We start from the raw sequence: 23,495 nt of genomic DNA, 5'->3' as shown, positions 1-23,495 counted from the left end.
GAATCAAGGGAAATACGGAGTCTTTCGGGAACCTACATGGACAGCGAACTACAGATCGCGCTGATTGGCGCCGGCCTTGCCGCGGTGGTGCTGATCGTCGGCTACAACAAATGGCAGGAGCGCAAGCACCGCCGCCAGGCCGAGCGCGCCTTCAGGTCCGAGCATCGCGACGTGCTGCTCGAACCGCGCGCGGACGGGGAGCCGGCCGCGGAGCGGCGCGAACCGGGCATCGCCCGCAGCGAGCCGCGCCCCTTCAGCGAGGCGCCGGTCAAGCGCAGCGCCCCCGAGGTGCCTAACTTCCTCGATGAGCGGGCGGATTGCGTGATCCGCCTCGAGACCATCGAGCCGCTCGACGTACATCAGATCTGGGCTACCCAGAACGAGCAGTTGGCTGGTTTGAGCAAGCCGGTGCGCTGGTTCGGCTTCAACGACAGCCAGAACCTGTGGCAGCCCTTGGGCCCCCACAGCGCCGGGGCCTGCCATTGGTTCTGCGCCGCACTGCAACTGGTCGATCGCCAGGGCTCGATCGGCGAGGCCGACTTCATGCGCTTCACCGGCGGGGTGCAGCGCGTCGCGGACGCGGTGATGGCATTGCCGCCCGGTCTGCCCCTGCGTGCCGAGACCCTGCGCAATGCGACCGAGCTCGACCGCTTCTGCGCCGACGTGGACGTGCAGATCGGCGTCAACGTGGTCGCGCGTGAGGGCCAGTTCGACGGCCGCGTGATCCAGCAGCTGGCCGAGCGGCAGGGACTCAAGCTCGGCAGTGATGGGTCCTTCCATGCGGTCGACGATCAGGGCACGAGCCTGTTCACCCTGTCCAACCTCGAACCGGGCTTGTTCGCCCCGGAGGGCATGAAGCAGCTCGTGACACAGGGCCTGACGCTGGTGATCGACGTGCCGCGCGTCGCCAACGGCAGCGCGGTCTTCGATCGCCTGATGCGCGTGGCAGGCGCTCTGGCCGAGCAGCTCGGCGGCGATGTGGTCGACGACAACCGCGCACCCTTCGGTACCGAAGCGGCGACCATCATCCGCAGCCAGATCGAGCAGTTCCAGGCCCGCATGGCCGAGCACGGCATCCCGGCGGGCGGCCCGCTCGCGCAACGACTGTTTGCGGTGTGATGGACCTGTTCGATCAAGCCGACGCGGCGGCCAAGGCTGCCGCGTCACGCGCCGCGCAATTGCGCGACGAGCTCGCCGCGCACGACCATGCCTATTACGTGCTCGACGCCCCCACCGTTCCGGACGCGGAGTACGACCGCCTGTTTCGGGAGCTGCAGGCAATCGAGGCGGCACACCCCGAGCTGCGCAGCCCCGACTCGCCGACGCAGCGCGTGGGTGGCCGGCCGTTGGCCCAGTTTCCAGCGGTGCGCCACCGCGTACCGATGCTGTCGATCCGCACCGAGACCGATACCGAGGCGAGCGGCGCGCAGGCCTTCGATGCCCGTGTGCGGCGCGAACTCGGGCTCGGGCCGCAGGATCCCGAGCTCGAGTTCGCTACCGAGCTGAAGTTCGACGGTCTCGCGATCAGCCTGCGCTATGAGCGCGGCGTGCTGGTGCAGGCCGCGACCCGGGGCGACGGCGAGACGGGCGAGGATGTCACCAGCAACGTACGCACGGTCAAGGCCATCCCCTTGCGCCTGCGTGGCGCTGGGCCGGAGGTGATCGAGATCCGGGGCGAGATCTACATGCGCCGCGACGACTTCGAGGCCCTGAACCGCCGCCAGGCCGAGCGCGGCGAGAAGACCTTCGTCAATCCGCGCAACGCCGCCGCTGGCAGCATCCGCCAGCTCGACCCGGGCATCGCCGCCCGCCGCCCGCTGTCCTTCTTTGCCTATGGTCTGGGTGACAGCGCGGGCTGGACCTTGCCGGCTACGCACGCCGAGGTGCTCGACGCGATCGCCGCCTTCGGGGTGCCGGTGTGCGCGCACCGCGCGGTGGTACAGGGCGCAGCCGGGCTGGCCGCCTTTCACGCCCGCATTGCGGCGCTGCGCGACAGCCTGCCCTTCGACATCGATGGCGTGGTGTACAAGGTCAATGCGCTCGCGCTGCAGCAGCGCCTGGGCTTCGTCACCCGCGAGCCGCGCTGGGCGGTGGCACACAAGTACCCGGCGCAGGAAGCGCTGACGCTGCTGCGCGACATCGAGGTGCAGGTCGGACGCACCGGCGCACTGACCCCGGTGGCGCGGCTCGAGCCGGTGTTCGTCGGCGGCGTGACGGTGACCAATGCCACCTTGCACAACCAGGACGAGATCGACCGCAAGGATGTACGCATCGGCGACTGGGTCGTGGTGCGCCGCGCCGGCGACGTGATTCCCGAGGTGGTGGGGCCGGTGCTCGAGCGTCGCGTGGGGGATCTGCCGCGCTTTCGCCTGCTCGAGCGCTTCCCGAGCTGTCCGGTGTGTGGTTCGCATGTGGTGCGCGGCGAGGACGAGGCCGTGGCGCGCTGTACCGGTGGCCTGTTCTGCCCGGCACAGCGCAAGCAGGCGCTGCTGCACTTTGCCAGCCGTCGCGCGATGGACATCGAGGGCCTGGGCGACAAGCTGGTCGACCAGCTTGTCGACGCCGCCATCGTCAAGACGCCGGTGGACCTCTACCGGCTCGGCGTGCTGGCCCTGGCCAACCTCGAACGCATGGGCGAGAAATCAGCACAGAACCTGCTCGCCGCGATCGAGAAGAGTCGCTCGACCACGCTTGCCCGGTTCATCTTCGCACTCGGGATCCGCAACGTCGGCGAGGCGACGGCACGTGACCTCGCCCGCCATTTCGGCTCACTCGATGCGCTGATGGCGGCGGACGAGATGGCGCTGCAGCAGGTGCCGGACGTCGGGCCGATCGTGGCGCGCTCGATCGCCGAGTTCCTCGCCGAGCCGCACAACCGAGAGGTCATCGAACAGTTGCGCGCGGCTGGCGTGCACTGGGAGGAGGGCGGCCCAGCGCTGGCCCCTGCTGGCCTGTTCGCGGGCAAGACCTTCGTCCTCACCGGCACCCTGCCCAACCTGAGCCGCGACGAGGCTAAGGCGCTGATCGAGGCCCAGGGCGGCAAGGTCGCGGGCTCGGTATCGAAGAAGACCAGCTACGTGGTGGCCGGCGAGGAAGCCGGCTCCAAGCTCGCCAAGGCCGAGGAGCTCGGCGTTCCCATCATCGACGAGGCGGGCCTGCAAGCATTGCTCGCAGCCTGACGATGACCGGCCGGTCAGCACCCCCAGTTTTCTCTCACTAACCCCCTGACACCCCGGAGTGTGCGTCACATGAAAAAAGTCACCAAGGCCGTTTTCCCCGTCGCCGGCATGGGCACGCGCTTCCTGCCTGCGACCAAGGCGAGCCCGAAGGAAATGCTGCCGATCGTGGACAAGCCGCTGATCCAGTATGCCGTCGAGGAGGCGGTGGCGGCCGGCATCACCGACATGATCTTCATCACCGGGCGCACCAAGCGCTCGATCGAGGACCACTTCGACAAGGCCTACGAGCTCGAGACCGAACTCGAGGCGCGCGGCAAGAAGGAGCTGCTCGAGATCGTGCGCAAGACCGTGCCGAAGGGCGTCAACTGCATCTACATCCGCCAGTCGGAGGCGCTCGGCTTGGGCCATGCGGTGATGTGCGCGAGCCACGTGGTCAGCGACGAGGCCTTCGCGGTGATCCTCGCCGACGACCTGCTCGACAACAAGGACGGCAAGTCGGTGCTCAAGCAGATGGTCGACGTGTACAACTACCACCGTTGCTCGGTGCTGGGCACCATGAACGTGCCGCGCGCGGAAACCCGCAGCTACGGCATCGTCAGCACCGAATCCGACAAGGGCCAGGTGCAGCGCATGACCGGCATCGTCGAAAAACCCAAGCCCGAGGACGCGCCGACGACCCAGGCCGTGGTCGGCCGCTACATCCTGACGCCGCGCATCTTCGATCACATCCGTGCGTTGAAGCCCGGCGCCGGCGGCGAGTACCAGCTCACCGACGCGATCGCCTCCCTGCTGAAGGAAGAGGCGGTGCTCGCCTTCCAGTTCGATGGCGTGCGCTACGACTGCGGCTCCAAGCTCGGCTACCTGAAAGCGACGATCGAGTTCGGCCTGCGGCACCCGGAAACCGGCGAAGATTTCGCGGCCTACCTTGCCGGGCGCTTCGGTGCCGAAGGCAAGCCGGCGAAGGCGGCCAAGTAAGGCCTTTCTCGCGCGTCGCGGCAGACTTGTGACGGGCGGCCTGCGGGTCGCCCGTTTTACATGGTCTTGAGGTATTCGATCAGGTCGGCCTTGTCCGGGGCGGGAAGGCTGGTGCCGAACGCGTGGCCACGGTTGCTGCCACCGCGGGCGGCAACGTCGTGCACGGTGCCGATGCGCTCGGCCTCGGCACCGTGGGTGACGAAGCCGACCCGGTCCGGATCGTAGACGTCGTAGCCGCGCCAGAAGGTGGTAGGCCGTTGCGCCGGCGGTTCGAGCAGGTCGCGCAGGGTCGGCACCGAGCCGTTGTGCAGGTAGGGCGCGCGCAGCCAGATGCCGTCGAGGAAGGCAGCGACGTAGCCGGTCAGCGGCGCCTCGACCAGGCCCGGGCGCTCGATGCCCATCCCGGCCACCACCGCATTCGCTTCGCGCGCGGCGCGTTCGTTCCAGGTGCCGATACGCTCCGGGCTGGTGCCGACCTCGGCAAGCGGGATCACCGTCCCGGTGCGTGCCGAGGCGTGGCAGCCGGCGCAGGTCGCCTCGAACACCTGCTTGCCGCGCGCAGCAGCGGCCGTGTCGATCGCGAACGGATACGGTGGCGCACGCTTTGCCGACACGTAGTCGATGAGCCAGCGCACCTGGCCGAGGAACTCGGCGTTGTCCTTGGGCGGCGCGCCGAGCAGGCCGAGCGCGGAGTCGATCACCACCGAGTACGCGTCGTGGCTGTCGCCGGCGAAGTTCATGCGCATGCCCTGGTCGGCGCGGTACTTGCCGAGGTTCCATAGCGAAGGCATGTCGGTCGGGCCGAAACTGTCGTCCATCGGCCAGCGGATCATGAAGTACTTGGTCAGATTCATCGCATCGTCGCGGCCGCGGCCCCAGGGCGGGAAGTCGTCGCGGTACAGCCAGGCGAATTGCTGTTCGCGCTCGAGCAGGCGTTTGCGCGTGATCGGGATGATCACGAGGCGATAGAGCAGGCGGTCGATGACCGACAGGTCGGTGACCAGGTTGATCTCGGCCATCAGGTTGTCGGCGTTGAAGCGTGGGTCCTTGGCGCAGTCGACCAGGAAGCGGAAGAAGGCCCACAGGTTCAGCGTGTGATTGGGGCCGGTGGGCACGAAAGTCGGCGCCGCATCGGCCTGGGTGCGGTAGCTCGTGGTGTGGCAGGACGCGCAGTTGTTGGCCACGCGTGGAAAACCCACCACCTTCTTCGAGAACCCGACGGGCAGCTCCTGGCCTTCCTCCCACACCACGCCGAAGGCGGCGTAGCCGCCCGGGCCCGGTAGCTTGTCGGGAAACATCCGCGGCAGCACGTAGAAGATCCAGTAGGGGATGCCGGCATCGCGCTCGGCGCCGATCGAGCCGTACTTGAAGCGCATGTCGGGATCACGGGTGATCCATTCCGGCTGCGGCTCCTCGCGGAAGAACTTGTACCAGGCGAAGGCGCCGCCGGCGGCGCCGAGCGCGAGCAGCACCAGCAGGCCGACCAGCAGGCTGCGGCCGCGGTTGCGGCGCCGGGCTAGGACCGGGGCCGGGCGCGTCCCCGGATTTGTGCAGGGGGCGGATTTCATGGCGGCACTCCTCGCATCAGAAGGTCTTCAGGTACTCGACCAGCGCATCCTTGTCCGCGGCCGGCAGATCGGTGCCATAGGCCGGCCCTTCGTGACCGGCGTTGCCGTTGCCCGGCAGCCTGGCGTCGAACAGGAAGCGCTCGGCCATGTTGCCGGGCGTGCCGGTGGTCGCGTCACATAGCGCGAGGTCGGCGGCGCTGGCAAAGCCGACGCGCACCGCGTCGATCAGCGTGTTGCCGCGCACGAAGCAGCGCGGGCGCGCGCCGGATGGTTCGAGCAGATCGCGCAGCGTAGGCACCGAGCCGTTGTGCAGGTAGGGCGCACGCAGCCAGATGCCGTCGAGCGGCATGTTGGCGTAGCCCCGCGTCTTGCGGAAATGCTGGAAGCGATGCGGATAGCCGGCGTAGAGGGTGGCCTGATTGAGCGCCAGATCGCGGGTGTAGGAATCGAGCCGGGCGGGGTCGGTGGCAATCTGCGCGATCGGCGTGACGTGGCCGACCTTCGCTCCGGCGAAGTCGCTGCCGCTGGCACCGTGGCAGTCGGCGCAATAGCGTGCGTAGAGCGCGCCGCCGCGTGCGGCGAGGGTGGTGTCGATGGGCAGCGGCCAGGCGGGCGGGGCGAGGTCGAGCAGCCAGGCCTCGACCCGGGCGATTGCGGCGAGGTCGATGGTCGGTGGCGTGGTGCCTGTGCCGAAGGCCGCACTCTTGTTGCGTTCCTCGGTGTGGGTGTTGTTGCCGTCCCAGTGCAGTTCCATGCGTTCGCCGTCGTCGCGTTGCATGCGCTTGCGCTGGTTCCAGATCGAGGGAAAGTCCGAGGCGCCGAGGCGCTCGTAGGTGGGCAGTTGCGCCACCGGAAAGTTGAACAGCACCTTGGCGGCGTTGAAGGTGTCGACCCGCCCCGGCCCCCACGGGGGCTGATCGAACACGAAGGCGAAGCGCCCGCGCAGCATGAGCAGGCGTTCGCGCATCAGCGCGATCGCCACCGGATAGACGAGGTAGCGATCGACGAGCCCGAGCCCGCCGCTCAGGCGCTCGATCTCGGGCACGATGAATTCTCGCGAGAAGCTCGGGCCGGCAGCGCATTCGAAGAAGAAGCGCTGGAAGGCACGAATGTCGAAACGGTGGGCGGGCATGCCGACGATCAGGCGCGGCGGCGCTTCCGGGGTGTCGCGCACGAGGCCGGTGTGGCAGGCGGCGCAGTTGAGGAACACGCGGTCGATGCCGAGGTGGCGCCGCTTCGACACACCGACCGGCAAGTCGCGGCCGTCCTCGAAGATGAAGCCGAGCGACCGGTAGCCGGGACCGGGCAGGTGTTCGGCGCACACGGTCGGCAAGGCCTGCCAGATCCAGTACGGGAAGCCCGACTCGCGCTCGCCGCCGGTCGAGCCGTACTTGAAGTGTTCCACCGGGTCGGCATGGGTCACTGGCTCGTCCGGCACGAAGCGCACGAGCGCGTAGCCGCCACCGAGCAGGATCAGCAGCCAGGGCAGCAGGACGAGGACCCGCAGCAGCGTGCGCGCGAGGCGGGCGCGAGGCGGGCGGGGGGCGGATTCGGGCGTGTTCACGGTGACCTCGGATCTGCAGTGCGGTGCGATGCCGCTTGGCTGATCACCCTGTCGGCATGCGGCAGGGGGCGAGCGTGGTGTAGGGGTGGGCAAGCACGTCCTCGCCGGGCGCGCCCCGCGCCTGCAGCAGGCGCTCCAGCAGGTCGCGCATCGCGGCCATGTCCGGCGACTGCAGGAAGGCCGCCGCATGTGCTGCAGCGGGCGGCGGCATCGGGGTCTTCGGGCGGGCGGCGGGCGGCAGGCGGTTCATCTCGAGCCGATAGCGCATGCGTTGTGCGCAAGTTGCGAGGTTGGCGCGCACGCGCGCCTCGTCGCCATGCAGGAAGCCGGGCGGGAAGGCGGTGTTCTCGGCGTGGCACTGGCTGCACTGGCGCAGGAAGGGCTGCAGGTCGGCGGGCCAGTGCAGCGTGCGCGACTGGGCGAGGTCGGCCGGCTGCGGGGGCGCGGGCGCTGCCGCGGGTGGGGGGGCCGGAACGTCGTCACCGAGCCCGCGCAGCAGCGGCGCGAGGAGGGCCATGCGGCGCGCCGGACCCGCCGTCAGGGCGTCGTCCTGTCCGGCCAGGTTGGCCTGTGCGAGCGCATCGACGGCAGGCCCGAGCGGTTGCAGGTCATCGACGAGCTCCAGGCCTGCAGTGACCGTGTCGGCGGCGTTGGACCAGGCCGCCGCGTCGCCGCCGAGCTCGCCGCCGTCAAGCCGCAAGGCGGTGATGGCCTCCCCGGTGCTGGCGCGGACCGGACCGCCCCGTCGGGTGGCGAGGGTGAAACGGAGCGACGAGCCGGATGGCTCGGCGTGGGGCGCGGAGATCGCCAGTGCCACACCGGTGAGCGCGCGCGATCCGGGCAGCTCGAGACGGTCCACGATGCCGTCGGCGATGCGCTTGTCGTCGAGCCTGATTCGCGCCTGCAGGCGCAGCTCGGGGCCGCCTGCACAGTCGAGGTCCGCCCGCATTGCGCTGGCGATCCGGCGCAGGGTGCAGGTCAGGTCGATCTTCCGCGCCCTGGGCTGCGGCATGCGTGCAAGCGCGCGCTCGATCAGTGCAAGGTCGGCGCGCGAGAACAGCTCGCCGAGCAGGCGGATGAAGCGCGCCACATCGCCAGCGTCGCGCCCGCGCCAGTGCTCGAGCGGCGGGCGCAGCGCGAGCGGATCGAAGGCGGTGGGAATGTCGGCATAGCGCACGAGCTCGGCGTCGGTGGGCGGCGCAATGCCGCCCTCGATGCCGGCGAAGGGTTGGCGGTTGGGCACTTGCGGATCGGGAATGACGAGCCCGTCGGGCCAGCGCGCCTGCCAGCTGGCGAGCAAGGGCTCGACCAGGCGTTGGCTGACGTCGGCGCTCGCGATCGTGGCTGCGCCGCCAACGAGGCGCTGGCGCAGCGCCTGCAGCAGGGCTTGCGCACGACAGTCGATGCTGGCCTGCGCGGTGGCCAGGGCGCAGCCCTCCTGCCACAGGCGCTGGGCGACGGCGAGGCGATTCGCAGCGGCGGTGGCGGCGTCGATCGCTTCCGGCACATCGACGCCGTGACGCCAGGGCAGGCCCTGATAGTCGAGTCCGGTCGCGGCAAGGCGGGCGGCGACCGGGGGGCTGGCGCTGGTCTCATCCCACGACGGGCGCGAGAAGATCGGTGCCGCGTTCTGATGGCAGGCGAGGCAGAGCGTGCGGTTGGCGGGCACCACTCGCGGTGTCGCCCCGGCACGGTAGTCGAACACGAGCTGGAACTCGAAGCGGCCCGCGTCCTCGTTGTAGCTGATCACCTCCAGTGCCTCGGCGCGCTCGTGGTGGGCGAGATAGAGCCGGTCCTTCAGGTAAAGGTGGCCGGCTGGCGCGTTGGTCACCGGTTCGCCCGTGACTGCCGCCACCACGCGTGGAAAGCGGAAGGCGTCGACGTCGCCGGCGGCGTGGCGCTGCAGCGAGCGCCCGAGCGGGATCAGCACGATGGCCAGCCCCCCGTTCGGGGCCTCGCCATCGAGCTGCGCGCGCACGCGCTGCAGCAGGGCCGGAAACGGGAAGGGCACCTGCGGGGTGCCGTCGGCCTCGCGTTCGAGCAGACGATCGAACAGCGAAGGGCCCGGCTGCGGCAGGCTGCGGTCGACGTCCGCGGCAACTGAAGGCGCGGCGAGCGTACTGCCAAGCAGCGCGACCAGCAGCACCGGAAGCAGGCAGAGAGGGCCGGAGCGCGCCCCGGAGAGAGGGGCCAAGAGAGGGCGATGCAGGCTCGAGCACAGGTTCATGCGCCTTCTCCTGCGCAATCTTCCGGGCCGCGGAGGCAGCCGCTGCCCGGAAAACCACGCACGGCTCGTCCTCAGCCACCGCCTGCCGCCGCGGCGATCAGACGCTTCTGGGTGCCGCCCCAGCAGTCCTGATCGACCTGGCCGGTCTTCAGAAAGGCGTCCCGGCCGGCCGCAATCATCTCCGCGTTGTAGAGCACGAAGTTCACCACGAAGGCGCGGTCCATATAGGCCCGGCCGAGGTAGAAGCCGGGATACACCATGCGGATCTCATCGCGGATCGCGAAGCCGTTGCGTCCGGCGAGCAGGTCGGGCATGCGCCGGTAGCCCGGCAGTTCGTCGGTGAAGGCGTAGTCGATGATGATGGACTCGCGCCGGCCGTCGAGCAGGCTCTGTCCGCAGTAGAGCTTTGCCGGGAACAGCAGCCACTGGTCCTTGCCGCCGACATGCACCTTCTGCAGCGGCGCCTCCGCACTCTCCTCGACGAGGCCGAGTTTGCGCAAGCTGGTGAGGTCCTCGATGCGGTTACGCAGCAATCGCTCGTCGCGGTAGAAAACCTTGCCCTTCCACAGCACCTCGCCGATCAGGTCGAGCTTGCTGCCCGCCACGTTGACCAGCAGCCCCTTCAGGCCGCCGCCGGCGATCTCGGACAGGCGCAGCTTGCCGCTGCCGCCGCGCGGGAAGAACAGGTCGCCTTCGAACGCGCCGTCGGGGATCGGTCCGGCGCTCAGGCGGGCATAGATCTGGTCGACCTGTTCCTGATCGAGGCGCGCGATGTTCTGCGGCGTGATCTTGTACAGGTCGGCTGTCGACAGCGGATGGCGATGCTCGAGCCAGGCGAAATCGGGTTTGCCGGCATAGCCCTCCGTGTGCTGGGCGAAGGCGATCTCCGGCGGATCGTCCTCGTCGTCATCGAACAGGCCGCATCCGGATAGCGCCACGGTGGCTAGCATGCAGGCGGCCAGCGCCCTGACTGGCCCGTGCGAGATCCTTGTCATGATGAAGTCCCCCCGTGCTCAAAGCGTTGCGAGGAAGGCGATCAGCGCGTTCTTGTCGGCTTCGGACAAGTCCTCGCCAAAGCGGTGGCCCTCGTTCTCGACCTCGGCGGTGCAACTGCTGTACACCTGCTTGATCAGGTAAGGCCGTGCGCGCAAGGCCTCGACCAGGCCGTTCGGCTTGCCGGTCACTTCCTGGGCGACCGCCTTGAGGTCGGCGAGCACCTTCTTGCCGGTCTCCTTGCCCAGGCGCGCGTTGAGGCTGCGTTCGAGTTCGTCGGCTGCGGTCTTGGCGCGCACCAGATCGACGATGAAGGCCTTGTGCTGGAAGTTGCCCAGCGTGCCGGCGGTGACGCCGCGCCCGTCGATCTCACTCGGGATCGTCAGCTCGAAGCCGAGCAGCCTTTCCTTGTCGGTGCCATCCCACAGCCGCGGGCCGACGCGCAGGGTCACGTCCTCGTTGAGCAGCGTCACCTTGGGGATGCGCTGTGCCGGATTGAGCAGGGCCTGCATCGACAGCGTGTACAGCTTGAGTCGCCCTTCGACGCTCGGGTCGTACTCGAAGCAGGCGGGCTGGCGTTCGGCGGGCAGCAGCTTGACGTTGCTCGCGTCGACATAGCGCGGACGCTGGGCATAGAAATCGTTGGCGGCGTTTTTCGGCTTGCCGCAGAGTTCGGGCCCGAGTGCGTTGTTGTGCAGGAAGGGGGCGTGCGCCCACAGGTTCACCAGCGAGATGTTGCGGTAGTGGCCGCGGCCACCGTCGCCGGCCTCCTTGACGTTGGGGTCGGGCGGCTGCGCGCGCAGGGTCTCCGAGCCGTACTCCTGCCAGACGTGGCCGGCCATGTGGTTCGAGTGCAGGGCGCGACAGCGGAAGGTGCCGACCTCGGACACCGCGGTGGGGCCATCGTTGCCCAGCCAGTCCTCACGCAGGCCGGTCTTGAGGTCGAGCTTGTGGAAGTCGAGGCCGGCAAGCTGGCCGGTCGCGGCCTCGGGCTGACTCGAGTGGCAACGCGCGCAGCCGTTGGCGAACACTTCGCGGCCGCGGGCGACCGCGCCCGGGCCGAAGTCGCGTTCGAGATCGGCGATCAGGTCCTGGTCGGTGTAGCGCGCGCCGGGGTCGGCGGCACGGAGCATGTTCTCGCGTGCATCGCGCAGGTCGGTGGCATGGCCCTCGGCCGACATGAAGAAGTCGAGGATGTTCGCCAGGCGGTCTTCGATCGCACGGAAGTTCGGGCAGTCGCGCCGGCACTGGCCGATGTCGAAAGGCGTCTGGCCGAAGCCGCGTTGCTGCGGGTCGAGCTGGCGCAGGTCGGCGAGGTGATTCACCCAGCACTGCTCCGAGCACGAGCCGATGTTGAAGTAGACGCGCTGGATGGCCTCGAGCGCGCCGATCGAGTCCTCGCCGCCCTTGAGGATGTGGTGCACGGTCTCCTTCTGTAGCGACTTCTCCCAGCACTTGCCGTCGCGGCCGGGCTCGCACCAGCATTTCGCCTCGTCGGCGCCCTTGGCGCAGGCGGCCGTCTTGCGCCACTTGATCACCGACTCGTTGGCGAAGGTCGGGCGCTTGGCGAGGTTGATCAGCGCGTTGATGGTGCCGGGGTTGTTGACCTGGTCGGTCGGAATCGCCGAGGTGTCGCTGGTCCCCGGCCTGGCATGGGCGAACATCTGCCATTCGAGCGTGTTCGACGCCATGCCCGAGACCATGATCTCGGAGACGCGGGTGTATTGGTTGCCCACCAGCCCCTTGATGTTCTCCCACGCCGGATGCGCCGGGTCGGCCGGCGGGTTGACCGGATCGAAGGCGATGTGGCAGGAACCGCAGGAGGTACCGATCAGGAAGGGCGGCTCGATCGCGCCGTCCTGAAGGTGGGAGCGCGCTGCCTCGCCGTGCCCGCCGGCGGCGGCGATCGGCCGGTTATAGCCTTCCCAGGTGCCGGTGCTGCCGTTGAGCCTGAGCCAGGCTTCGCGGTCGAAGCGGGGGTTGGGAAACTTGCGTATGCCGAGCGCGCCGGTCGAGGTGCCGAAACGCAGGTCGCAGGCGTCGTGGCGCTGGTCGGCAGGCCCATGCACATCGCCGGCCGCGAGCGGCGCGTCGCGGAAGTCGCAGGCCGGGTCGCGGTAGCCGCTGCGTCCGACATAGGTGAGGAGTTCCTCGTCGCCCGGACACCAGTCGAGGCCGTAGGTCTCATCCAGGCTCTTTGCCGGACAGTCGGGACTGCCGGGCACGCAGCAGGCCGGATCGTTGATGATGCCCCAGGCGCGGAAGCGGTCGCCGCGCTCGTCGCTGCGCAGCACGCGGAACCAGTCGATCAACACGCCGACGCGTTGCTGGAACACGTAGGTGTGGAAACGCTCATTGCCCGCGGTGGCCTTGAACCAGATCAGCCGTCCGGCGCATTCGGACGCGTTCAGCCCTTCCCTGGCGCACGCTTCGTAGTACGGGAGGTCCTGGGCATGAACCTTCGTCGGCGTCGCCGCGGCTGCGGTCGCGGGGGTGTCGGCAAAGGCGACGGGGGGTGGCCAGGCGAGCATGGCGGCGATGAGGGCGATGGCCGCCAACAGCACCTGCGATGATGGGCGCATCATGATCGTTCTCCTGCACGGTTCGAGCGGCAGGGACGAAGGCGCCCGCGTCGGGACGCCCGCAGGGACGCGCTGTGAAGATCCGCGGGCACGACTTCACCCCGTTCTGCACTTTGCGCAGCGACGCTCTCTGTCGGTTCCGGGCGCGCATTACCGCGTGTCCGCGGCGCGCGCTCCATTCATTTGTGGTACTTCCGTGATAGCAGGAAAGCCGGCATTTGCAAACCGCGCAAGGCGCTCATGCGCAGTGCCGGGAGCGCAGAAAACAAGACGCCCCGCGGGCAGAGCCGGCGGGGCGTTTCCTGTTCGGACAACTTGCAATCAGGCGGCGTCGGCCTTGGCTGCACGCTTGCGGTCGGTTTCCTTCAGGTGGCGCTTGCGCAGGCGGATGCTCTTCGGGGTGATCTCGACCAGCTCGTCGTCGGCGATGAACTCGATCGCCGACTCCAGCGTCAGCGCGATCGGCGGAATCAGGCGCACTGCTTCGTCGGTGCCCGAGGCACGCACGTTGGTGAGCTGCTTGCCCTTGATCGGGTTCACCACGAGGTCGTTGTCACGCGTGTGGATGCCGATGATCATGCCCTCGTACAGCGCGTCGCCCGGGCTCACGAACATGCGGCCGCGATCCTGCAGGTTCCACAGCGCGTAGGCCACGGCGTCACCGTCGTTCTGCGAGATCAGCACGCCGTTGCGGCGCTCGGCCATCTGGCCGGCCATCGGGCCGTAGTCGTCGAACACGTGGCTGGCCAGTCCGGTGCCACGCGTCATGGTGAGGAACTCGCCCTGGAAGCCGATCAGGCCGCGCGCCGGGATGCGGTATTCGAGGCGCACGCGGCCCTTGCCGTCCGGCTGCATGTCCTGCAGTTCGCCGCGGCGACGGCCGAGCTCTTCCATGACGCCGCCCTGGTGGTCTTCCTCGACGTCGACGGTGAGCAGCTCGTAGGGCTCGCACTTGACGCCGTCGATTTCCTTGTACACCACGCGCGGCCGGCCGACCGCCAGCTCGTAGCCTTCGCGGCGCATGTTCTCGAGCAGGATGGTGAGGTGCAGTTCGCCACGGCCGGACACTTCGAACACGTCCGAGTCGCCGGTGAAGGTCACGCGCAGGGCGACGTTCTTGAGCAGTTCCTTCTCCAGACGCTCGCGGATCTGGCGGCTGGTGACGAACTTGCCCTCGCGCCCGGCGAGCGGCGAGGTATTGACCATGAAGTTCATCGTCAGCGTCGGCTCATCGACCGCGATCGGCTTCATGCCCTCGAGGCAGTTGGGGTCGCACAGCGTGACGCCGATATTGACCTGCTGGATGCCTGAGATCAGCACGATGTCGCCCGCTTCGGCGACCTCGGCCGGCGAGCGCTCGAGGCCCTTGAAGGTGAGGATCTGGCTGATCTTGCCCTTGCCGCGGTTCTCGTCGCCGTACATGACGACCACTTCCTGGTTGGGACGCACGCGGCCGCGCTTGATGCGGCCGATGCCGAGCTGACCCATGTAGGTCGAGTAGTCGAGCGAGCAGACCTGCATCTGCAGCGGGCCGTCGGCATCGACTTCGGGGGCGGGGACGTGCTTGAGGATGGCTTCGAACAGCGGACGCATGTCGCTGCGCTCGTCCTCGAGGTTCTCCACCGCGAAGCCGTTGAGACCCGAGGCGTAGATGACCGGAAAGTCGAGCTGCTCGTCGGTGGCGCCGAGCTTGTCGAAAAGATCGAAGGTGTGGTTGATGACCCAGTCGGGGCGCGCGCCCGGACGATCGATCTTGTTGATGACGACGATCGGCTTCAAGCCCAGTGCGAGCGCCTTGCGCGTCACGAAGCGGGTCTGCGGCATCGGGCCCTCGACCGCATCCACCAGCAGCAGCACGCTGTCGACCATCGACAGCACGCGCTCGACCTCGCCGCCGAAGTCGGCGTGGCCCGGGGTGTCGACGATGTTGATGTGGGTGTCGCCGTACTGGATGGCGCAGTTCTTCGACAGGATCGTGATGCCACGTTCCTTCTCGATGTCTCCCGAGTCCATGACGCGTTCGGCGACCTGCTGGTTGTCGCGGAACGTGCCGGACTGGCGCAGCAGTTGGTCGACGAGGGTGGTCTTGCCGTGGTCGACGTGGGCGATGATGGCGATGTTGCGGATGGCGCGGGACATGGAGGCGGGAAGTCTTTGAAAGGGCAAGAAGTCTACCACGGGCTGCGGCGCCGCAACATGGAATTCTCGAGTCGCGCCAGCGCCCATGCTAGAATCGCGCGCCCTCAACGCGGAGCCCGGTGCAATGCTTGCGATCATCGGTGGTAGTGGACTCACCCAGCTGTCGAACATGGAGACCCTGCGCCGGGAAGTGGTGCGAACACCCTATGGCGAGCCCTCCGGTGCGCTGGTGTTCGGGCGCATGTGCGAGGAGCCGGTGGTGTTCCTGGCGCGCCATGGCTTCGGCCACACCATTCCGCCGCACCGCGTGAATTACCGCGCCAACATCTGGGCACTGAAGGAGGCGCGCGTCACGGGCATCGTGTCGGTGGCCTCGGTGGGCGGCATTCGTGCCGACCTCGCGCCGGGCACGCTGGTGGTGCCGCACCAGATCATCGATTACACCTGGGGCCGCAGCAGCACCTTCTTCGACGGCGGCGACAGCGCGGTGAAGCACATCGATTTCACCCACCCCTACGACGAGGACCTGCGCCGGCGCCTGCTCGCCGCGATTGCAGCAGCCGGGGACGTGGCCATCGATGGGGGCGTGTATGCGACCTCACAGGGGCCGCGCCTCGAGACCGCCGCGGAGATCGACCGCTTCGAGCGCGACGGTGCCGACCTGGTCGGCATGACCGGCATGCCCGAGGCGGCGCTCGCGCGCGAGCTCGATCTGCCCTACGCGGCGATCAGCGTCGTCGTCAATTACGCCGCCGGCCGGGCCTCGAGCGCGGACGGCATCGTCTTCGGCGACATCGAGTTGGTGCTGCAGGCCTCGATGGCGCGCGTGCGCAAGGTGCTCGAATGCCTGTGCAAGGTCTGACAATCCTGGGTCCGGGAATCGTTTGAGGCGCAATACATGAAACGTCTGGAAGCCGCCTTCGAGCACGTGTTGTTCACCAGCCGCTGGCTGATGGCGCCGGTGTACTTCGGCCTCGTGCTGGCGATGGTGCTGTTGCTGGTGAAGTTCGGCAAGGAGATCGTCCATCTGTTCTCCAACATCGGCACGGCGAGCGGGGGAGACCTCATCATCGGCGTGCTGTCGCTGGTCGACATTGCGCTGATCATGAACCTGCTGATCATCATCATGTTCAGCGGCTACGAGAACTTCGTCTCGAAGATGGAGGATCTGCACAGCCACCGTGACCGCCCCGACTGGATGGGACACATCGGCTTCTCCGACCTCAAGATCAAGCTGTTCGGCTCGATCGTCGCGATCTCCGGTATCGAACTGCTCAAGGGCTTCATGAACGTCGCCAACCTGAGCGATCGCCACCTCGCCTGGATGGTCGGCATCCACCTCACCTTCCTGTTCTCGGGCCTGCTCTACGCGGCCATGGACAGACTTGCCGGCAAGGGCCACTGAGCGCGCGGCGTCGCCGCACGCGGGCGGGCTTCAGACCTGCAGGGCCTCGAGCAGCTCGCGCTCGATCTTCAGCACCTGGGCGTCCTGCGCCAACACCTGGCCGGTGAGCAGGAAGGTGTCCTCGACGCGCTCGCCCAGCGTGGCGATCTTGGCCGTGTGCAGTCGGATGCCATGCGCCGCCAGCACCGAGGCGACATCGAAAAGCAGGCCGGGACGGTCGGCGGCGGTCAGCGACAGGACGTAATGGCGGCCGGCCTCGTCGGCGCGAATGCTGACCTGCGGGCTGATCGGGAAATGCTTGACCTGGCGCGACATGCGCCCGCGCGCGGGCCGCTCGGGCGCGCCCGCTTGCAGCAGGCGGGCGCTCAGCTCGTGCTCGATCAGGTTGACGATGTCGCGGTAGGCGGCCTGCTGGCCGGGATCCTGCAGCATGAAGCTGTCGAGCGCGAAGCCGTGGCGGGTGGTGTGCACCTTGGCGTCGAGAATGGTGAAGCCCATGCGCCCGAAGAAGCCGGTCAGGCGCACGAACAGATCCTTCTGGTCGCGGGTGAATACCATCACCTGCACGCCATCCTCGTCTTCGGCCACGCGCGCCTTGACGATCGGCTCGGCCGACTCGGTGCGGTAGTACAGGACCCGCGTATGCCAGGCGATCTCCTCGGCCGAATGACGCATGAAGTACACCGGATCGAGCTGCTCCCAAAGCGCGTCCTCGACGCCGGGCCGCAGGCCGTGGTAGCGGAGCAGGCGGCGGGCATCCTCCATACGGTCGTCCAGGCCCAGCGCCTCCTGCGGCGTAGCGCCGCGCAACAGGCGCTGGGTGGCGAAGAACAGATCCTCGAGCAGCTTGCCCTTCCAGCCGTTCCAGACCTTGGGGCTGGTGCCGCGCACGTCGGCGTGGGTGAGCAGGTAGAGGGCGGTCAGACGGCGTTCGTCGCCGACGGTGTTGGCGAAGCGCTCAATGACCTCGGGATCGGAAGTGTCTTCCTTCTGCGCCACGCGCGACATCGTGAGGTGGTGCTCGACCAGCCAGACGACCAGCGCGGTATCCTGGGCGGCAAGCTCGTGCTGCACGCAGAACTCGCGCGCGTCGGCCATGCCGAGGCGCGAGTGGTCGCCGCCACGGCCCTTCGCGATATCGTGGAAGAGGGCGGCGATGTAGAGCAGCCAGTGGCGCTCGAAGCTGATGATGAGTCGCGTCATCAGCGGGTACTCGTGCGCGTGCTCGCCCATCGTGAAGCGGCGCATGTTGCGCAGCACCATGAGGATGTGCTGGTCCACCGTATAGACGTGGAACAGGTCATGCTGCATCTGGCCGACGATGCGCCGCCAGGGCGGGATGTAACGCGACAGGATGCCGTATTCGTTCATGCGCCTGAAGCTGTGCACGATGCCGCGCTTTTGCTGCAGGATCTGCAGGAACAGCGCGCGATGCGCGGGATTGGCGCGAAAGGCGGCATTGACCCGGTTGCGGTTGATCCACAGCGCGCGCAGCGTACGGGCGGTCATGCCCTTCAGCTCGGAGCGCTGCTGCAGCAGCAGGAAGCACTCGAGCAGGGTCGAGGGGCTGCGCTCGAAGACGTCCTCGTGGCGGATGTCGAGCAGTTCGCGCACGACCTGGAAGTGCGCGTTGACGATGATCGCCGCCCCACGGTCGGGGAAGATCACGCTGCCGTAGTTCTGCAGCAGCACTGTGTTGAGCTGCATCACCATCTTGGCGGTGACGTAGTAGCGCTGCATCAGCACCTCGGAGGCGCGCCGGGTGGCGCTGGCCTCGATGCCGAGGATGCGGGCGAGCTTCTCCTGGTGGTCGAACAGCAGGCGGTCCTCGGAGCGCCCGGTGAGGTAGTGCAGGCGGATGCGCAGGTGCTGCAGGAAGCGCTCGACGTTGCGCAGCTCGCCGGCCTCGCTGCCGGTGATCAGGCGACGGCGGGCGAGGTCGCGCCAGTTGCGCCCCAGCCCGGCGGCACGCGCGATCCACCCCAGCATCTGCAGGTCGCGCAGGCCGCCGGGGCTTTCCTTGCAATTGGGCTCGAGGGCGTAGGGCGTCTCGTTGAAGCGGGCGTAGCGCTGCTCCTGTTCGAGCAGCTTCGCCTTGTAGAAGCTGCGGGCGTCAAGTGCCTCGCCAAAGCGCGCAGCGAGCTCGGCGAAAAGCACCGCGTTGCCGGCCAGCAGGCGGGCCTCGAGCAGGCTGGTCTGCACGGTGATGTCGTCGCTGGAGGCGACCAGGCATTCGTCGACGGTGCGTACCGCGTGGCCGATCTCCAGGCCCATGTCCCACAGCGCGCCGACCAGGCTGGACAGCCGCGACTGCAGTGCCGCGTCGGCCGCGGCAGGGAGCAGTATCAGCAGGTCGACGTCGGAGGCCGGATACAGCTCGCCGCGCCCATAACCACCGACGGCCACCACGGCCGCATCGGCCGGCATGCCGCAGTCCGCCCACAGGCGGCCGATTTCCTCGTCGACCAGGGCAGCGCGTCCCTTGAGCAGGTTTGCCGTCTGCGGTCGCGCCTCGTACTCGGCGCGCAGGCGCGCCATGCCTTCGCCCAGCCGTTTGCGGGCTGCGGCAGCAAGTGGCTGCAGCGCTTGGGTGAGGACGTCGTTCATGGCGCGCAGGGGGCTCAGTGCGTGGTGGCGAGGCGCTCGGCGACGAGCGCCGGTGGCGGCGGCGCCTTGGCGGACACGGTCAGCACCTCGACACCGCTGTCGGTGACCACGACCGTGTGCTCCCATTGCGCCGACAGGCTGCGGTCCTTGGTCACGATGGTCCAGCCGTCGGGCAGTTCCGAGATGGCGGCCTTGCCGGCGTTGATCATGGGCTCGATGGTGAAGATCATTCCGGGCTTGAGCTCGGGGCCGGTGCCGGCCTTGCCGTAGTGCAGCACCTGCGGCTCCTCGTGGAACTTGCGCCCGATGCCGTGGCCGCAGAACTCGCGTACCACCGAGAATCCGCTGCCTTCGGCGTGCTTCTGGATCACTGCGCCGATGTCGCCAAGGCGGCCGCCGGGCTTCACCGCGGCGATGCCCAGCCACATGCATTCGTAGGTGATCTGGGTGAGGCGCCGGGCAATGATGCTCGCCGCCGAATCGCCCCCGACCAGGAACATGCGGCTGGTGTCGCCGTGGAAGCCGTCCTTGATCACCGTGATGTCCAGATTGACGATGTCGCCCTTCTTGAGCGCCTTGTCGCCGGGCACGCCATGGCAGACCTGATGGTTCACCGAGGTGCAGATCGACTTCGGGTAGGGGGAGTAGCCCGGCGGGGCATAGTTGAGCGGTGCCGGCACGGTGTGCTGCACGTTCACCATGTAGTCGTGGCACAGGCGGTCGAGCTCGGCCGTGGTCACACCGGGCTTGACGAAGGGCTCGATGTAGTCGAGCACCTCGGCAGCGAGGCGGCAGGCCACGCGCATGTGTGCGATTTCTTCTGGGGTCTTGATGATGATGCTCATTGTCCTTGTACTGCGCGGGGGCTGGTAAAGGCTTCAAGGCTATCGCAAGCGCCCCCGGCGGGCAAACCTGACGCATTGCGAGCCTTGAGAAAGCGCGATGACGCATGCTAATATCGCGGGCTTGTCTGTCTTGGCAGGCAAAATCCGCACGTCCTGCAGTAAAGGGTCCGCCGGGATGGTGTCGACGCAAGCCTCGAAATTCGGGGGTGTCGGCCGTCAGGGTGGCGTGGTTGTGCTTCGATCCCGCTCCGCGATGGAGGTCGGTGGAACGCGGCGCATCTGCAGGGCGGAGGTATAACCCTTTGATCAGTTTGGAGTTTCAAATGTCCGTCACAATGCGTCAGATGCTGGAAGCCGGCGTCCACTTCGGTCACCAGACCCGCTTCTGGAATCCGCGCATGGCCCCCTACATTTTCGGCCAGCGCAACAAGATTCACATCGTCAACCTCGAGAAGACGATGGCGAAGTACAACGAAGCCATCGACTTCGTGCGCAAGCTCGCCGCCAACCGCGGCAACATCATGTTCGTCAGCACCAAGCGCCAGGCGCGCGAGATCATCGCCGAGGAAGCGCAGCGCGCCGGCATGCCCTACGTCGATGAGCGCTGGCTCGGCGGCATGCTGACCAACTTCAAGACCGTCAAGCAGTCGATCAAGCGCTTGAAGGAAGTCGAGGCGATGATGGAGGACGGCTCGGTCGAGCGCCTGTCCAAGCGCGAAGCGCTGACCGTGCGCCGCGAGCTGGACAAGCTGCAGAAGTCGATCGGCGGCATCAAGGACATGGGCGGCCTGCCCGATGCGCTGTTCGTGATCGATGTCGGCTACCACAAGATCGCCATCACCGAGGCGCAAAAGCTCGGTATCCCGGTCGTCGCCGTGGTCGATACCAACCACTCGCCCGAAGGCGTGGACTATGTGATCCCGGGTAACGATGACTCTTCGCGCGCCATCCGTCTGTACGCCCGTGGCGTGGCCGACGCCGTGCTGCAGGGCCGCAGCCAGGTGCTGCAGGAAATCGTCGATGCCGGCGGCGACGAATTCGTCGAGGTCGAGGAAGACGGCACGCAGGAACAGGCCTGATCCGCAGAATACGGGGCCCGCGAGGCCCCTTTTGCACTCTGCAACAGACATCCTCGGATCGCAGCATCGCGCACCATGTGCCGCGACTGCGGTCCGATACCGAACATCCAACGGGAACATTCAGGAGCTAGCATGGCGGAAATCACCGCGAGCATGGTCAAGGAACTGCGCGAGAAGACCGACGCGCCGATGATGGAATGCAAGAAGGCGCTGACCGAAGCGGCCGGCGACATGGACAAGGCCGAAGAGATCCTGCGCGTCAAGCTCGGCAACAAGGCCTCCAAGGCCGCCGCACGCGTCACCGCGGAAGGCATCGTCGGCACCTTCCTGTCGGCCGACGGCAAGCTCGCCGCGATGGTCGAGCTCAACTGCGAAACCGACTTCGTCGCCAAGAACGACGACTTCATCGGCCTTGCCGCCCAGCTCGCCGAACTCATCGCGCAGAAGAACCCGGCCGACGTCGCCGCGCTGTCCGCACTCGAGATCGGCGGCCAGAGCGTCGAGGCGATCCGCACCGCGCTGGTGGGCAAGATCGGCGAGAACATGAGCATCCGCCGCTTCGCCCGCATCGAGGCGAAGGGCCAGGTCGCGAGTTACGTGCACGCCGGTGCCAAGATCGGCGTGCTGGTCGATCTGGTCGGTGGCGACGAGCAGCTTGCCAAGGATCTGGCGATGCACATCGCGGCCTCCAAGCCGAAGTCGCTCGACGCCAGCGGCGTGGCCCAGGAACTGATCGACGCCGAGCGTCGCATCGCCATCGAGAAGGCACGCGAGGCCGGCAAGCCGGACGCCATGCTCGACAAGATCGCCGAAGGCACGGTGCAAAAGTTCCTCAAGGAAGTGACCCTGCTCGGCCAGGTCTTCGTCAAGGCCGAGGACGGCAAGCAGACGATCGAGCAGCTGCTCAAGGCCAAGGGCGCGTCGGTGGCCAGCTTCGTGCTGTTCATCGTCGGCGAGGGGATCGAGAAGAAGGTCACCGACTTCGCTGCCGAAGTGGCCGAACAGGCTGCGGCTGCCGCCAAGAAGTAAGGGGAAGATCGTGACCGCCGCCTACAAGCGCATCCTGCTAAAGCTCTCCGGCGAAGCCCTGATGGGCGACGACGCCTATGGCATCAACGAGGACGTGGTGACCCGCATCGTGTCCGAGATTGCCGAGGTCAGCCGACTCGGCGTTCAGGTGGGTGTGGTGATCGGCGGCGGCAACATCTTCCGTGGCATGAAGGGCGCGGCTTCCGGCATGGACCGCGCCACCGCCGACTACATGGGCATGCTGGCCACGGTGATGAACGCGATGGCGCTGGCCGACGCGATGCGCCGCATGGACGTCCAGGCGCGCGTGCAGTCGGCACTGCGCATCGATCAGGTGGTCGAGCCCTACATCCGTGGTCGCGCGATCCGCCACCTCGAAGAGGGGCGCGTCGTCATCTTCGCCGCCGGTACCGGCAACCCGTTCTTCACCACCGACACCGCGGCGGCGCTGCGTGGTTCCGAGATCGGTGCGCAGATCGTGCTCAAGGCGACCAAGGTGGACGGCGTCTATACTGCCGATCCGAAGAAGGATCCGAGCGCGCAGCGTTATCACCGCATCAGCTTCGACGAAGCCATCGGTCGCAACCTGGCCGTGCTCGACTCCACCGCGTTTGCGCTGTGTCGTGACCAGAAACTGCCGATCAACGTGTTCTCGATCTTCAAGCCCGGCGCGCTCAAGCGCGTGGTGATGGGCGAGGACGAGGGCACGCTGGTCCATTCCTGAACACTGGAGAATGCGCGCATGATTGCCGAACTCAAGAAGAACGCCGAGACCAAGATGCAGAAGTCGGTCGAGGCCCTCAAGGCCGACCTCGCCAAGGTGCGCACCGGCCGTGCCCATACCGGTCTGCTCGATCACGTCATGGTCGAGTACTACGGTTCCATGGTGCCGGTGAACCAGGTCGCGAACATCACCCTGATCGATGCCCGCACGATCGGCGTGCAGACCTGGGAAAAGCCGATGCTGGGAAAGGTCGAGCGGGCCATCCGTGACAGCGACCTTGGCCTCAATCCGGCCAACATGGGCGAGCTGCTGCGCGTGCCGATGCCGGCGCTGACCGAAGAGCGTCGCCGTGACCTGACCAAGGTCGTGCGCCACGAGGGCGAGAACGCCAAGATCGCGATCCGCAACCTGCGTCGCGACGCCAATCAGCAGCTCAAGGATGCGGTCAAGGACAAGCTGATCTCGGAAGACGACGAACGTCGTGGCGAGGACGACATCCAGAAGCTGACCGACCGCTACGTCAGCGAGATCGACAAGCTGCTTGCCCAGAAAGAACAGGAACTGATGCAGATCTGATCC

General features: G+C 67.5%; 17 protein-coding genes. 9 read left to right on the top strand and 8 right to left on the bottom strand.

The window, feature by feature from the left end; all coding sequences use genetic code 11:
* The first annotated feature begins 36 nt into the window (after positions 1–36).
* From PLC66_RS06255 to galU, 3 genes are all read left to right on the top strand, one after another.
* On the top strand, positions 37–1,119 hold the full coding sequence (locus PLC66_RS06255) for a cell division protein ZipA (protein ID WP_324538480.1): 1,083 nt from the start codon (positions 37–39) through the stop codon (positions 1,117–1,119).
* Complete coding sequence (gene ligA, locus PLC66_RS06250; RefSeq protein ID WP_324538478.1) at positions 1,119–3,179, top strand: NAD-dependent DNA ligase LigA; 2,061 nt, start codon at positions 1,119–1,121, stop codon at positions 3,177–3,179. The genes PLC66_RS06255 and ligA overlap by 1 nt, the downstream gene beginning before the upstream one ends.
* A gap of 69 nt (positions 3,180–3,248) precedes the next feature.
* Positions 3,249–4,154, top strand: coding sequence for a UTP--glucose-1-phosphate uridylyltransferase GalU (galU, locus tag PLC66_RS06245; protein WP_324538476.1), 906 nt, complete (start codon positions 3,249–3,251; stop codon positions 4,152–4,154).
* Between the two features lie 56 nt (positions 4,155–4,210).
* Here galU and PLC66_RS06240 read toward each other — a convergent pair whose 3' ends face one another.
* The 6 genes from PLC66_RS06240 to typA form a co-directional block, all read right to left on the bottom strand.
* Positions 4,211–5,722: a c-type cytochrome gene (locus tag PLC66_RS06240; protein WP_324538474.1), complete on the bottom strand. Its 1,512-nt coding sequence runs from the start codon at positions 5,720–5,722 to the stop codon at positions 4,211–4,213.
* A 16-nt stretch (positions 5,723–5,738) separates the two neighbouring features.
* Positions 5,739–7,286 (bottom strand): c-type cytochrome, encoded by a 1,548-nt coding sequence (locus PLC66_RS06235; RefSeq protein WP_324538472.1) that lies wholly within the window; start codon positions 7,284–7,286, stop codon positions 5,739–5,741.
* Positions 7,287–7,329: 43 nt separating this feature from the next.
* Positions 7,330–9,513, bottom strand: coding sequence for a hypothetical protein (locus PLC66_RS06230; protein WP_324538470.1), 2,184 nt, complete (start codon positions 9,511–9,513; stop codon positions 7,330–7,332).
* Positions 9,514–9,584: 71 nt separating this feature from the next.
* The gene (locus PLC66_RS06225; RefSeq protein ID WP_324538468.1) at positions 9,585–10,508 is read right to left on the bottom strand and encodes a hypothetical protein; all 924 of its coding nucleotides are present in this window, start codon (positions 10,506–10,508) and stop codon (positions 9,585–9,587) included.
* 18 nt (positions 10,509–10,526) lie between these two features.
* A complete protein-coding gene (locus tag PLC66_RS06220; RefSeq protein WP_324538466.1) occupies positions 10,527–13,091 on the bottom strand; it encodes a cytochrome c in 2,565 nt (854 codons plus the stop codon).
* A 318-nt stretch (positions 13,092–13,409) separates the two neighbouring features.
* Positions 13,410–15,227, bottom strand: a complete 1,818-nt coding sequence (typA, locus tag PLC66_RS06215; RefSeq protein WP_324538464.1) for a translational GTPase TypA — start codon at positions 15,225–15,227, stop codon at positions 13,410–13,412.
* A 124-nt stretch (positions 15,228–15,351) separates the two neighbouring features.
* Here typA and PLC66_RS06210 point away from each other — a divergent pair, with 124 nt between their 5' ends.
* Positions 15,352–16,089: an S-methyl-5'-thioinosine phosphorylase gene (locus PLC66_RS06210; protein ID WP_324538462.1), complete on the top strand. Its 738-nt coding sequence runs from the start codon at positions 15,352–15,354 to the stop codon at positions 16,087–16,089.
* A 36-nt stretch (positions 16,090–16,125) separates the two neighbouring features.
* Complete coding sequence (locus PLC66_RS06205; protein ID WP_324538461.1) at positions 16,126–16,632, top strand: TIGR00645 family protein; 507 nt, start codon at positions 16,126–16,128, stop codon at positions 16,630–16,632.
* A gap of 30 nt (positions 16,633–16,662) precedes the next feature.
* On the opposite strand, the gene PLC66_RS06200 is transcribed toward PLC66_RS06205, so the two are convergent.
* The gene (locus PLC66_RS06200) at positions 16,663–19,239 is read right to left on the bottom strand and encodes a [protein-PII] uridylyltransferase (RefSeq protein ID WP_324538459.1); all 2,577 of its coding nucleotides are present in this window, start codon (positions 19,237–19,239) and stop codon (positions 16,663–16,665) included.
* A 14-nt stretch (positions 19,240–19,253) separates the two neighbouring features.
* On the bottom strand, positions 19,254–20,084 hold the full coding sequence (map, locus tag PLC66_RS06195; RefSeq protein WP_324538457.1) for a type I methionyl aminopeptidase: 831 nt from the start codon (positions 20,082–20,084) through the stop codon (positions 19,254–19,256).
* Positions 20,085–20,407: 323 nt separating this feature from the next.
* Between map and rpsB the strand changes: the two genes are divergently transcribed.
* The 4 genes from rpsB to frr all read left to right on the top strand — a co-directional run bounded on the left by rpsB (position 20,408) and on the right by frr (position 23,492).
* Entirely contained in the window at positions 20,408–21,163 is a 756-nt protein-coding gene (rpsB, locus tag PLC66_RS06190) for a 30S ribosomal protein S2 (protein WP_324538455.1), read from the top strand.
* Between the two features lie 132 nt (positions 21,164–21,295).
* Positions 21,296–22,192 (top strand): translation elongation factor Ts, encoded by an 897-nt coding sequence (tsf, locus tag PLC66_RS06185; RefSeq protein WP_324538453.1) that lies wholly within the window; start codon positions 21,296–21,298, stop codon positions 22,190–22,192.
* A gap of 10 nt (positions 22,193–22,202) precedes the next feature.
* On the top strand, positions 22,203–22,916 hold the full coding sequence (gene pyrH / locus PLC66_RS06180) for a UMP kinase (protein ID WP_324538451.1): 714 nt from the start codon (positions 22,203–22,205) through the stop codon (positions 22,914–22,916).
* 18 nt (positions 22,917–22,934) lie between these two features.
* On the top strand, positions 22,935–23,492 hold the full coding sequence (gene frr, locus PLC66_RS06175) for a ribosome recycling factor (RefSeq protein WP_324538449.1): 558 nt from the start codon (positions 22,935–22,937) through the stop codon (positions 23,490–23,492).
* Positions 23,493–23,495 lie beyond the last annotated feature (3 nt).

Source organism: Thauera sp. (assembly GCF_035444905.1).
Lineage (GTDB): Bacteria > Pseudomonadota > Gammaproteobacteria > Burkholderiales > Rhodocyclaceae > Thauera.
Note: the sequence above shows the minus strand (reverse complement) of the source record. Positions and strands in the feature narration are given on the sequence as shown.

What these genes read in the sequence shown, in the direction of transcription:
- PLC66_RS06255 (WP_324538480.1), top strand. Translation starts at nt 37, where the DNA reads ATGGACAGCGAACTACAGATCGCGCTGATTGGCGCCGGCCTTGCCGCG.
- ligA (WP_324538478.1), top strand. Translation starts at nt 1,119, where the DNA reads ATGGACCTGTTCGATCAAGCCGACGCGGCGGCCAAGGCTGCCGCGTCA.
- galU (WP_324538476.1), top strand. Translation starts at nt 3,249, where the DNA reads ATGAAAAAAGTCACCAAGGCCGTTTTCCCCGTCGCCGGCATGGGCACG.
- PLC66_RS06240 (WP_324538474.1), bottom strand. Translation starts at nt 5,722, where the DNA reads ATGAAATCCGCCCCCTGCACAAATCCGGGGACGCGCCCGGCCCCGGTC.
- PLC66_RS06230 (WP_324538470.1), bottom strand. Translation starts at nt 9,513, where the DNA reads ATGAACCTGTGCTCGAGCCTGCATCGCCCTCTCTTGGCCCCTCTCTCC.
- PLC66_RS06225 (WP_324538468.1), bottom strand. Translation starts at nt 10,508, where the DNA reads ATGACAAGGATCTCGCACGGGCCAGTCAGGGCGCTGGCCGCCTGCATG.
- PLC66_RS06220 (WP_324538466.1), bottom strand. Translation starts at nt 13,091, where the DNA reads ATGATGCGCCCATCATCGCAGGTGCTGTTGGCGGCCATCGCCCTCATC.
- typA (WP_324538464.1), bottom strand. Translation starts at nt 15,227, where the DNA reads ATGTCCCGCGCCATCCGCAACATCGCCATCATCGCCCACGTCGACCAC.
- PLC66_RS06210 (WP_324538462.1), top strand. Translation starts at nt 15,352, where the DNA reads ATGCTTGCGATCATCGGTGGTAGTGGACTCACCCAGCTGTCGAACATG.
- PLC66_RS06205 (WP_324538461.1), top strand. Translation starts at nt 16,126, where the DNA reads ATGAAACGTCTGGAAGCCGCCTTCGAGCACGTGTTGTTCACCAGCCGC.
- PLC66_RS06200 (WP_324538459.1), bottom strand. Translation starts at nt 19,239, where the DNA reads ATGAACGACGTCCTCACCCAAGCGCTGCAGCCACTTGCTGCCGCAGCC.
- map (WP_324538457.1), bottom strand. Translation starts at nt 20,084, where the DNA reads ATGAGCATCATCATCAAGACCCCAGAAGAAATCGCACACATGCGCGTG.
- rpsB (WP_324538455.1), top strand. Translation starts at nt 20,408, where the DNA reads ATGTCCGTCACAATGCGTCAGATGCTGGAAGCCGGCGTCCACTTCGGT.
- tsf (WP_324538453.1), top strand. Translation starts at nt 21,296, where the DNA reads ATGGCGGAAATCACCGCGAGCATGGTCAAGGAACTGCGCGAGAAGACC.
- frr (WP_324538449.1), top strand. Translation starts at nt 22,935, where the DNA reads ATGATTGCCGAACTCAAGAAGAACGCCGAGACCAAGATGCAGAAGTCG.